Source organism: uncultured Ralstonia sp., from assembly GCA_913056305.1.
GTDB lineage: Bacteria > Pseudomonadota > Gammaproteobacteria > Burkholderiales > Burkholderiaceae > Ralstonia.
The window spans coordinates 1-10,265 of the sequence record CAJXMR010000170.1; the positions used below are offsets into that span (position 1 = coordinate 1).

A 10,265-nucleotide genomic window follows, 5' to 3' on the forward strand; every position below is an offset into this window, starting at 1 on the left:
CTTTTCTTTGGCAAGACAAAGAAAAGTAGGTCGGCCCCGGCAGGGGGCGAAAGGGAAGCAGACCACCAAGGCCCACTCAAAGCAGAAGCGCAAAAATGAAATGGACCGACAAAGCCGGTCCAAAGCAAAGATCAAGCGCCGAGCAGCTCGGCCACAGCACAACCAACGACAACGGTAGCGCCACGAAGATCGTTCAGTCGTAGATTCTCGTCAGTGTTATGCCCACGCGCTTCCATCAGCGTGCGCGGCCCCGCACCGTACAGAACCGTCGGCACGCCCTTGGCCGTGTAATGCCGCGCATCGGTGTACAGCGGCACGCCGTGCACCGGCACATCCCCACCAAACACCGCCAGCGCATTGCGCCGCAAAGCCCCAATCAGCGTCTGTACACCGGGCAGCTCCGCCAGCGGCTCAGCCAATAAGATCCGCTCAACCGAAACCTGAATCCCCGGCCGCTCAGCCGCAGCCCGCTCGATCACCGCGCGCAGCTCACCTTCCGCATCGCGCCCTGCTTCTTCGGGAATCATCCGCCGGTCAATGCGGAACGTCACGAGATCCGGCACGACGTTGGTGTTGATGCCGCCCTGGATCAAGCCGACATTCAACGTCGCATGATCAATCCCGGTCACGGCCGAGCGCCGCGTCGCCAGCTCCGCGCGATACGCATACACCGCCTGCAGGATATGCGTCGCTGCTTCGATGGCATCGATGCCGGTATGCGGCATGGCGGCATGCGCCTGCTTGCCGCGCACCGTCACCTGCACGTGCAGGCAGCCGTTGTGCGCGGAGGTGATGCCATACGCAAACCCCGCCGAGATCGCGTAGTCCGGCTTGCTCAGGCCTTGATCCAGCAGCCACTTCGGTCCGATGTCGCCGCCGGTCTCTTCGTCATACGTGAAGTGCAGCTCGACCGTGCCGTTGAGCTTGGCACCGCGCTTCTCGGCGTCGATCAACGCCAGCAGCGCCCACGTGTAGGTCGCGAAATCCGACTTGGAGACGGCCACGCCGCGCCCGAACATGGTGGGGCCGTGTTCAGTCTCGACGATCTCGCCGCCGTACGGGTCGTGCGTCCAGCCCAGGCCGGGCGGGACCACGTCGCCGTGCGCGTTCATGGCGACCGTGGGGCCACTTGACTGGCCGCCGCTGCCGAATGTGTGCCGCACGATCAGGTTGGTGGCGCTGACCATGCCGACCGCGCGCACCTGCGCCTCCGGCACGGCGTGCGCCTCGACCGTCAAGCCCAACGCTTCCAGCAGCGCTTTCGCGCGTGCCGCGTGCGGGGCGCAGTCGCCGGACGGGTTGTCCGACGGCACCTTCACCAGCTCGCGCAGGAATTCGATCTGCTGTGCATGCGCGGCCTCGACAAAGGCACGGATGTCCGCGTCGATGCCGGGGGAGGTGAGTTGAGCCTGGGTCATGTCGATGGTCTCCTTGTTGTTGAGAGCGTGAACGCTGCAAGCGAATCGAAACGGCGCTCCAATGCATCAGCGCCGCCGCAGACAGTACGTGGCGTACTGCGGGGCGGCGCTGGGCCGTCAGAATCGCTTCTCAGCGGTCTACTTTGCGGCTTGCATCGCCGCTTCGGTCAACCACACCGATTCGGGCAAGTCCTGCTCGTCGCAGTTATGGCCTTCGCCGCCGCGGTCGACGACGAGGAAGTCGCTCACCTCGCCCAGCGCCAGCAGCGGGTGGTGCCACACGCCGCGCGCGTAGTTCACACCCTGCCAGCCGCGCGACACGAAGGCGCGCAGCTTGCTCGGGTCCAGCTCACCGGCCGGCGCCACGACCACCAGGTACGGCTTGTCGTTCTGCGGGATGAAGGCCTGGCTGCCACGCGGGTGGCGCTCCAGCATCTTCACCTCGAACGGCAGCGTGCGCGGCTGGCCACGGAACAGGTTGATGAGCGCCCGGCCGCCCTCGCCCACGTCCACATTGGCGAGGTCATGGAAGCGCGTGGTCGTGCCCTGGTTGATGGGGAATTGCTTAGCCCCCTCCAGTTCGATCACGTCGCCGAACGGCGCGAAGGCTTCGCGCGTGAGCGGCTCGATGGTCAGTGCCACGCCGTGAGTGGCAACTGCGGCGGCGTCTTGGCTCATTCGAGAACTCCCCACAGACGCAGGCGCGACACGCCGCCGTCCGGGAACATGTTGAAACGCACGTGGGTGACGGGGCCCAGGTCGGCGATCTCGGCTTCGTAGTAATGCTGGAGGTCCATCTGCAGCTTCTGCTCGGGCAGCAGCGTTTGCCAGAACATCGCTTGCGTCTTCAGCGAGCTGTCGGTGCCGCCCACCACGCGCGCGGCCTGGATGGAGACGCGATCCGCGAAGTTGCCCTTGAAGTGCGCGGTGTCGACTTCGATCTTGCGGATGCGGCCCGGCTGCGCCAGTGCGATCACGCACCAGTCGTTGCCCGGCTCGCGGCGGCGGCGCGTTTCCCAGCCGTCACCCATGTTCACGCCGCGGCCCGGCATCAGCATGTTGGAAGCCGGCCCGAAGTGCTGGTTGTTGGCTTCGACGATGTAGGCGCCGTTTTCCATGGCGGCCAGGTCGAACAGCTTGGTGCGGTCAGCGCCCTTCCAGTCGACTTGCGGCTGGCCGTACACGCGCAGGCGTGCGATGCCGCCGTCCGGGAAGATGTTCACGCGCAGGTGCGTGAAGGCTTGCGTGCTGCTCACGTCCACGTAGGCGTGGCTGTTGCCCTGCAGGGTGGTCGACGGAACGATTTCCGTCCACTGCGTGGCGTCGGTCGGCTCGCCGTCCGGCAGGTAGGCGGCTTCGATGGACGCGGCCGGCGGGAAGTTGCCGGTGAAGTGGCTGGTGTCGATGTCCACGCCCTTCACGACGCCCGGGCGGGCCAGCTTGACGATGCAGTGGTCGTAGCCGCCGTTGCGGCGACGGCGCGTTTCCCAGCCGTCCATCCACTTGCCGTTGTTGTCGTACTTGCCAGGGATGAAGACGGCCGGCTCGGGGTTGAGCATGCGGTCCTTCGGCGCGAAGAATTCGTCGGTCGCGAACGTGGCTTCGGCGCCCAGGCGCGGGTCGGCCAGGTTGATGTAGCGGCGCGTGAATTCGGGGGCGTTCGGATCGAGCGTGGGCATCGCCATGGGAAAACTCCTTGGTGTTTGTCTCGTGGATGTTATAGGGCGGGAAACGTTGAACGGGAGGTGCAACGAACCGGCCGGAGGTGCAGCGTGTGGAGGCGAATGCGCAAGGCATTGCGGGACTGCATGCGGACCATCCTAGCACGTGAATTCAGGAATTGCATACAAAAATTGTATCGCCTATGATGCTGTCACTCGTTCGACAATCCGTGCTGACAATCTAGGGCGGCGCGACGAGCGTGACAGAGCATTTCCGACAATCGCGGTAGACGAAAACGGAGGCTCGCGACACCTGCAAATCCAAAGGAGGATTCACCATGCAACGCTTCACGCGCCCGTTGTTCGGGCAAGTTTTGATCGCCCTTGCGCTGGGCATCGCGCTGGGCATCTGGGCGCCCGACTTCGCGCAGCATCTACAGCCGCTCGGCGACGGCTTTCTCAAGCTGATCAAGATGCTGATTGCGCCGATCGTCTTCTCGGTGGTGGTGGTCGGCATCTGCGGTGCCGGCGAGCTGAAGAAGGTCGGGCGTGTGGGCGGCAAGGCCGTCATCTACTTCGAGGTGGTCACCACCATCGCCCTGGCGCTGGGCCTGGGCCTGGCCTATGCCTTCGGCCCCGGCCACGGCATGAACGTGGACCCCAAGACGCTCGACCCGGCCGCCATGGCGTCGTACATGACGACCGCCAAGCAGGTGGAGTCGACCGGCGTGGCCGCGTTCTTCCTCAAGCTGATCCCGGATACCTTCGTCAGCGGCTTCGTGAAGGGCGACATCCTGCAGGTGCTGCTGGTGTCGATCCTGTTCGGCTGTTCGTTGTCGCTGCTGGGTGAGCGCACCCGTCCGCTGGTGACGCTGATCGACCAGTTCTCGCACGTGCTGTTCCGCATGATGGCCGTGATCATCCGCCTGGCGCCGCTGGGCGTGCTGGGCGCGGTGGCCTTCACGGTCGGCAAGTACGGCGCGGGCTCGCTCAAGCAGCTCGGCTTCCTGGTGCTGCTGTTCTATGTGGCGGTGACGATCTTCGTGGTGGTGGTGCTGGGCGGCATCCTGCGCCTGGCCGGCTTCAACATCTTCAAGCTGATCCGCTTCCTGCGCGCCGAGCTGCTGGTGGTGCTGGGCACGGCCTCGTCCGACGCGGTGCTGCCGTCCATCATGAACAAGCTGGAGAAGATGGGCATCAAGCGCTCGGTGGTGGGTCTGGTGATCCCGACCGGCTACTCGTTCAACCTCGATGCGTTCTCGATCTACCTGACGCTGGCCGCCGTGTTCATCGCCCAGGCGACCAACACGCCGCTCGCGTTCCAGGACCTGCTGCTGATCCTGGGCGTGGCGCTGATCACCTCCAAGGGCGCGCACGGTATCCCGGGTTCGGCCATCGTCATCCTGGCGGCCACGCTGTCGGTCATTCCCGCCATCCCGGCCATCGGCCTGGTGCTGGTGCTCTCCGTCGACTGGTTCATCGGTATCGCCCGCGCGCTGGGCAACCTGATCGGCAACTGCGTGGCCACGGTGGTGATCGCGGCGTGGGAGAAGGATATCGACCGCGTGCGTGCGAATGCGGTGCTGGACGGCAAGATCGACATCACCGAGGAAGGCGAGGCGATTCCGCACGGTCATGGCGTGCCGGCACCGGCGGCACCGACCCTGCCGCATGCCTGAGCGGAGCCTGTCGGCGGACGGCGGTAAAATCGCAGCCATGACTGAGACCACCCCCGCCGACATCTCCTCCGAGGGCATTGCCGACGACATCGCCCAGGCGATCGTCGCGCACCGGCTGCCCCCGGGCACCAAGCTGCGCGAAGAGGCGCTGGCGCGGGTGTACCACGTCAGCCGCACCAAGATCCGCGCGGCGCTGCTGATGCTGGCCAAGGACAAGCTGATCCGCATGGAGCCGGACCGCGGCGCCTTCGTCGCCAAGCCGGACGAGACCGAGGCGCGCGAGGTGTTTGCCGTGCGCCGTGTGCTGGAGGTGGCGCTGGCGCGCGAGTTCATCGCGCGCGCCACGCCCGCCGACTACAAGCGGCTGGAAAAGCACCTGGCCGAAGAACACAAGGTCGCGGCGAGTGCCAACCTCGCCGACGTACCGCGCCGCAACCGCCTGATGGCCGACTTCCACCTGCTGCTGGCTGATGTGGTCGGCAACAGCGTGCTCAAGGAAATGCTGCGCGAGCTGTCCGCGCGCAGCTCGGTCATCACGATGCTGTACCAGTCCACCTACGACGCCGTGCGCTCGTCCGACGAGCACACCGCCTTCCTGGAAGCCGCCAAGCGTGGCGACGTGGACGGCGCCATCGCCCTGATGGAAGAGCACATGGCGCACACCGAGGCCTCGCTCAAGTTCGAATCGCCGGGTGGTCGCGCGACGGACCTCGTTGCTGCACTGCTGGCCTGATCGCGCCGGTGCCCACGTATACGCTGCGCGCGCCGGTCTCGGTCGAGCTGGAGATCAGGAAAAGCCGCTTCATCGGATGGGCGGTGCCGGTCGAGGACCGCGCCGCGGCCATGGACGTCATCGCCCGCCTGCGCGCCGAACACCCTGCTGCGACGCACGTCTGCTGGGCGCTGCTGGCCGGCGGCCAATCCGGCATGTCCGATGACGGTGAGCCGTCCGGCACCGCTGGGCGCCCGATCCTGGAGGTGCTGCGTCATCACGATCTGGACAGCACGCTGGGCGCCGTGGTGCGCTACTTCGGCGGCGTCAAGCTTGGTGCGGGCGGCCTCGTGCGCGCCTACACCGACGCCATCGCCAGCGCGCTCATGCAGGCCGAGCGCGTCGAGCGCATCGCCCGCACCACCCTCACCCTCATCACCGACTACGCCGATGAAGCGCGCATCCGCCGCTGGATCGACGATGGCGGGTATGCGCTGGTGGATGCCGCCTACGATGCGGGCGTCACGCTGATGGTGCGGCTGCCGGTGACGGATGAGGCTGCCGCGCGTGAGGCGCTGCGGGATTTGACGCAGGGGCGGGTGGTGGTGACGAGCTAAGCTTTGCTCAGAAGTCGAGCTGCGCCGGGAGGATCCCCAGTGCAGCGGCAATCTTCTCGCGCGAAACCTGGCGCAGCGTCTCGCTGTTCTCCTGCTGCGCGTAGGCCGGCTGCGAGATGCCCAGGCGCCTCGCCACATCGGCCTGCGTCAGCCCCAGATGCTCGCGCCAGGCGCGGACGGGGGTGCCCCTTCGACCGTGCGCTCAATGACGGCGTGGGGGATAGCGGGTGAATTCAGCATCGTTCAGTTCGCCCGCGACCAATACCCCGCCTGCGCATAGATCGTCTTCAGGTGCTCGATGAAGAATCGAATCTTCGCCGGCACCGGCCGCTGCTGCGGATACACGGCGAGGATGTCGTAGTCGGGTAGCGCGTAGTCGTCCAGCACCGTCATCAGCGCGCCGGATTCCAGCTCGGGCTGGATCTCCCACGTCGAGCGCCAGCCCAGGCCCAGGCCCTCGCCCATCCAGCGGTGCAGCAGTTCGCCGTCGTTGCAGTCGAGGTTGCCGTTGACCTTGACGGTGACCATCTTGCCGTTCTGCTGGAAGTACCAGCCGCGCTGCTGGCCGCCCTGCAGGTTGAAGGCGAGGCAGTTGTGGCGCTCCAGATCATCCAGCGTGCGCGGCACGCCGTGCTTGGCGAAGTACGCGGGCGTGCCGCACACCACGCGCTTGTTCGACGCCAGGCGGATCGCCACGAAGTTCGGATCGATCGCCCCGCCAATGCGGATGCCCACGTCATAGCCCTCGCGCACGAGGTCGACCACGCGATCGGTCAGGTTGAACGAGAGGCGCACGTCCGGGTTGGCGCGCAGGAAATCCGGCGCGTGCGGCGCCACGTGCTTACGCCCGAACGCCGCCGGCGCGGAGACGATCAGGTGCCCGGTCGCCTTGTGCCGCCCTTCGGCGACAAGCAGCTCGGCGCGGTCCAGTTCGCCCAGCGCCTTCTTGCACTGCTCCATGAACACCGCGCCCTGCTCCGTCACGGCAATACGGCGCGTCGACCGGTGCAGCAGCTTCACCCCCAGCCGCGCCTCCAGCGCGTTGATGCGCCGGCCGATCATGACCGGCGTCACGTCCTGCGTGAGCGCGGCGGCGGCCATGCTGCCGTGCTCCACCACGGCGATGAAGGCCTCGATCTGCTTGAGCTTGTCCATTCCATCATTCCAGTCTGCAATGTCCAAACATTGTAGGAGTGATTCGGTACTGAGATTGCGGCTATCCGGCGCATATCACCCATGACGAATGGCAAAAATGATGGCGAACGATGTGATCGATGCATTCGCGAAGCACCGAATTGCTGCGGCGCACGATTTCGCCATCAAATGGCTTAACGGCGCACCTTTCCGGCGCGTTCATTGATATCGGATTGCTGCGCCACAGAAATTCATTCGATACGTGCCGTTCGCAATCAACTGACCAAAGCTGCGTTTATCCATATCGGCATGCGGGAATAGGATCAGCTCAACCCTATTCCCACCTTCCCTTCCTGGAGACACACCATGCCGAAGATGAGAGCAATTGACGCCGCCGTTGCGGTGTTGGAAAAAGAAGGCATCACCACCGCCTTCGGCGTGCCCGGTGCCGCCATCAATCCGTTGTACTCGGCCCTGCGCAAGACCGGCAGCATCGACCACGTGCTGGCCCGCCACGTCGAGGGCGCCTCGCACATGGCCGAAGGCTACACCCGTGCCGAACCCGGCAACATCGGCGTGTGTATCGGCACCTCGGGCCCGGCCGGCACCGACATGATCACCGGTCTGTACTCGGCGTGGGCGGATTCGATCCCCATCCTGTGCATCACCGGCCAAGCGCCCCGCGCCCGCCTGTACAAGGAAGACTTCCAGGCCGTCGACATCGAGTCGATCGCCAAGCCGGTCACCAAGTGGGCAGTCACGGTGCGCGAGCCGGCCCTGGTGCCGCGCGTGTTCCAGCAGGCCTTCCATCTGATGCGCTCGGGCCGTCCGGGTCCGGTGCTGATCGACCTGCCGTTCGACGTGCAGGTGGCCGAGATCGAATTCGACATCGACACCTACAGCCCGATGCCGGTCTACAAGCCCGCGGCCACGCGTGCCCAGGCCGAGCGCGCCATCGAGATGCTGTGCGAAGCCGAGCGCCCGCTGCTGGTGTGCGGCGGCGGCGTGATCAACGCCGATGCGGCCAGGCTGATGGTCGAGTTTGCCGAGCTGGTGAACGTGCCCGTGGTGCCGACCCTGATGGGCTGGGGCGTGCTGGCCGACGACCACCCGCTCAACGCCGGCATGGTCGGCCTGCAGACCTCGCACCGCTACGGCAACGCCACGCTGCTCGCGTCCGACTTCGTGTTCGGCATCGGCAACCGGTGGGCCAACCGCCACACCGGCAGCGTCGACGTCTACACCAAGGGTCGCAAGTTCATCCACGTCGACATTGAACCGACCCAGATCGGCCGCGTGTTCGGCCCGGACTTGGGGCTAGTGTCCGACGCCAAGGCCGCGCTGGAGAAGTTCATTGAAGTCGCACGCGAGCTCAAGGCCGCCGGCAAGCTGCCGTGCCGCAAGAGCTGGAACGCCGACGTGCAGAAGCGCAAGCGCACCATGCTGCGCCGCTCGGACTTCGACAACGTGCCCATCAAGCCGCAGCGCGTGTACCGCGAGATGAACCAGTACTTCCCGCGCGACGTTCGCTACGTGTCGACCATCGGCCTGTCGCAGATTGCCGCTGCGCAGTTCCTGTCGGTCAACCAGCCGCGCCACTGGATCAACTGCGGCCAGGCCGGCCCGCTGGGCTGGACGATTCCCGCCGCGATCGGCGTGAAGGTGGCCTCGCCCAACAGCGACGTGGTGGCCATCTCGGGTGACTACGACTTCCAGTTCATGATCGAAGAGATGGCGGTGGCCGCGCAGTTCAAGGTGCCGTACATCCACGTGGTGGTGAACAACTCGTACCTGGGCCTGATCCGCCAGGCGCAGCGCAACTTCGAGATGGACTACTGCGTCCAGCTCGCCTTCGACAACGTCAACGCGCCCGAGCTGAACGGCTACGGCGTCGACCACGTGAAGGTGGTGGAAGGCCTGGGCTGCAAGGCGATCCGCGTGTTCAAGCCGGAAGACATCGAACCGGCCTTCGCGCAGGCCCGCCTGCTGATGGCCGAGTTCTCGGTGCCAGTGATGGTGGAAGTGATTCTGGAGCGCGTGACCAACATCGCGATGGGCACGGAGATCGACAACGTGGTCGAGTTCGAAGAGATCGTCGACCTGGAAGACACCCTCACCGAAGCCGAAGGCGCCACCGCCTAAGCCGCGCGCCCGCCGCACAGATACGGAGACCGATATGCCAAAGCTGGCAGCCAACCTGACCATGCTGTTCAACGAACAGGCCTTCCTCGATCGCTTCGAAGCCGCCGCGCGTGCGGGCTTCCGTGGTGTGGAGTTCCTGTTTCCCTACGCGTTCCACGCAGACCAGATTGCGGACCGCCTGAGCCGCTTCCAGCTCGACCTGGTGCTGCACAACCTGCCGGCCGGTAACTGGGACGGCGGTGAGCGCGGTATTGCCGTGCTGCCGGATCGCGTGGGCGAGTTTCAGGAGGGCGTGGGCGAGGCGATCAAGTACGCCAAGGTGCTGGGCGTGAAGCAGCTTAATTGCCTGGTGGGGATTCGGCCGGAGTCGGTGAGCGAGGAGGTTGCGCGCCGCACGCTGGTGGAGAACCTCAAGTTCGCGGCGCGTGCGTTGGCGGCGGAGAAGATCGATCTGCTGGTGGAGCCGATCAACACGTTCGATATTCCCGGGTTCTACTTGAACCGCACGCAGCAGGCGCTGGATCTGATTGCTGACGTGGGGGCTGCCAACCTGTACGTGCAGTACGACATCTATCACATGCAGCGGATGGAGGGCGAAGTGGCGAATACGCTGCGGCGCCATCTGGACAAGATTCGGCACGTGCAATTGGCTGATAACCCCGGGCGTAACGAGCCGGGTACGGGGGAGATCAACTACCAGTTCCTGTTCCGTTGGCTGGATGAGATTGGTTACAACGGTTGGATCGGCTGTGAGTACAAGCCTAAGGCTGGGACGGTGGAAGGGCTGGGCTGGCGCTCGACGCATCTGGTGGCTTGAGCTTTTGTTTGTTCTTGTTCCGGCGGGGGCGGTGCATCCCCTGTTTCATCCCCTGCCGGGGCTGACTCACTTTCTTTGTCTTGCC

9 protein-coding genes and 1 pseudogene are annotated in these 10,265 nt (G+C 65.4%); 5 read left to right on the top strand and 5 right to left on the bottom strand.

The window, feature by feature from the left end:
* Nucleotides 1-131: 131 nt before the first annotated feature.
* The 3 genes from QZ609_RS20165 to alc all read right to left on the bottom strand — a co-directional run bounded on the left by QZ609_RS20165 (nt 132) and on the right by alc (nt 3,103).
* Nucleotides 132-1,418, bottom strand: coding sequence for a M20/M25/M40 family metallo-hydrolase (locus QZ609_RS20165; protein ID WP_295498637.1), 1,287 nt, complete (start codon nt 1,416-1,418; stop codon nt 132-134).
* 138 nt (nt 1,419-1,556) lie between these two features.
* Nucleotides 1,557-2,096, bottom strand: a complete 540-nt coding sequence (locus QZ609_RS20170; RefSeq protein ID WP_295498639.1) for an ureidoglycolate lyase — start codon at nt 2,094-2,096, stop codon at nt 1,557-1,559.
* Nucleotides 2,093-3,103, bottom strand: coding sequence for an allantoicase (gene alc / locus QZ609_RS20175; RefSeq protein WP_295498640.1), 1,011 nt, complete (start codon nt 3,101-3,103; stop codon nt 2,093-2,095). Before alc ends, QZ609_RS20170 begins: the two co-directional genes overlap by 4 nt.
* Nucleotides 3,104-3,417: 314 nt before the next feature.
* Between alc and QZ609_RS20180 the strand changes: the two genes are divergently transcribed.
* The 3 genes from QZ609_RS20180 to QZ609_RS20190 are packed head-to-tail and all read left to right on the top strand — an operon-like array spanning nt 3,418 to nt 6,087.
* On the top strand, nt 3,418-4,758 hold the full coding sequence (locus QZ609_RS20180) for a C4-dicarboxylate transporter DctA (protein WP_295498644.1): 1,341 nt from the start codon (nt 3,418-3,420) through the stop codon (nt 4,756-4,758).
* A 37-nt stretch (nt 4,759-4,795) separates the two neighbouring features.
* Nucleotides 4,796-5,491: a GntR family transcriptional regulator gene (locus QZ609_RS20185; RefSeq protein ID WP_295498646.1), complete on the top strand. Its 696-nt coding sequence runs from the start codon at nt 4,796-4,798 to the stop codon at nt 5,489-5,491.
* Nucleotides 5,492-5,499: 8 nt separating this feature from the next.
* Nucleotides 5,500-6,087, top strand: coding sequence for a YigZ family protein (locus QZ609_RS20190; RefSeq protein ID WP_295498648.1), 588 nt, complete (start codon nt 5,500-5,502; stop codon nt 6,085-6,087).
* 7 nt (nt 6,088-6,094) lie between these two features.
* Here QZ609_RS20190 and QZ609_RS20195 read toward each other — a convergent pair.
* Nucleotides 6,095-6,309, bottom strand: a pseudogene (locus QZ609_RS20195) (helix-turn-helix transcriptional regulator); the annotation flags it as partial.
* A 21-nt stretch (nt 6,310-6,330) separates the two neighbouring features.
* Nucleotides 6,331-7,242 (bottom strand): LysR family transcriptional regulator, encoded by a 912-nt coding sequence (locus QZ609_RS20200; protein ID WP_295498651.1) that lies wholly within the window; start codon nt 7,240-7,242, stop codon nt 6,331-6,333.
* Between the two features lie 345 nt (nt 7,243-7,587).
* Between QZ609_RS20200 and gcl the strand changes: the two genes are divergently transcribed.
* Together gcl and hyi are read left to right on the top strand one after the other, a co-directional pair.
* Complete coding sequence (gcl, locus tag QZ609_RS20205) at nt 7,588-9,363, top strand: glyoxylate carboligase (RefSeq protein ID WP_295498654.1); 1,776 nt, start codon at nt 7,588-7,590, stop codon at nt 9,361-9,363.
* Nucleotides 9,364-9,397: 34 nt separating this feature from the next.
* Nucleotides 9,398-10,180: a hydroxypyruvate isomerase gene (gene hyi / locus QZ609_RS20210; protein WP_295498657.1), complete on the top strand. Its 783-nt coding sequence runs from the start codon at nt 9,398-9,400 to the stop codon at nt 10,178-10,180.
* Nucleotides 10,181-10,265 lie beyond the last annotated feature (85 nt).

Bases quoted from the DNA above. Each gene is read 5' to 3' on its own strand.
- QZ609_RS20180 (WP_295498644.1), top strand. From the start codon at position 3,418: ATGCAACGCTTCACGCGCCCGTTGTTCGGGCAAGTTTTGATCGCCCTT.
- gcl (WP_295498654.1), top strand. From the start codon at position 7,588: ATGCCGAAGATGAGAGCAATTGACGCCGCCGTTGCGGTGTTGGAAAAA.
- QZ609_RS20170 (WP_295498639.1), bottom strand. From the start codon at position 2,096: ATGAGCCAAGACGCCGCCGCAGTTGCCACTCACGGCGTGGCACTGACC.
- QZ609_RS20200 (WP_295498651.1), bottom strand. From the start codon at position 7,242: ATGGACAAGCTCAAGCAGATCGAGGCCTTCATCGCCGTGGTGGAGCAC.
- alc (WP_295498640.1), bottom strand. From the start codon at position 3,103: ATGGCGATGCCCACGCTCGATCCGAACGCCCCCGAATTCACGCGCCGC.
- QZ609_RS20185 (WP_295498646.1), top strand. From the start codon at position 4,796: ATGACTGAGACCACCCCCGCCGACATCTCCTCCGAGGGCATTGCCGAC.
- hyi (WP_295498657.1), top strand. From the start codon at position 9,398: ATGCCAAAGCTGGCAGCCAACCTGACCATGCTGTTCAACGAACAGGCC.
- QZ609_RS20165 (WP_295498637.1), bottom strand. From the start codon at position 1,418: ATGACCCAGGCTCAACTCACCTCCCCCGGCATCGACGCGGACATCCGT.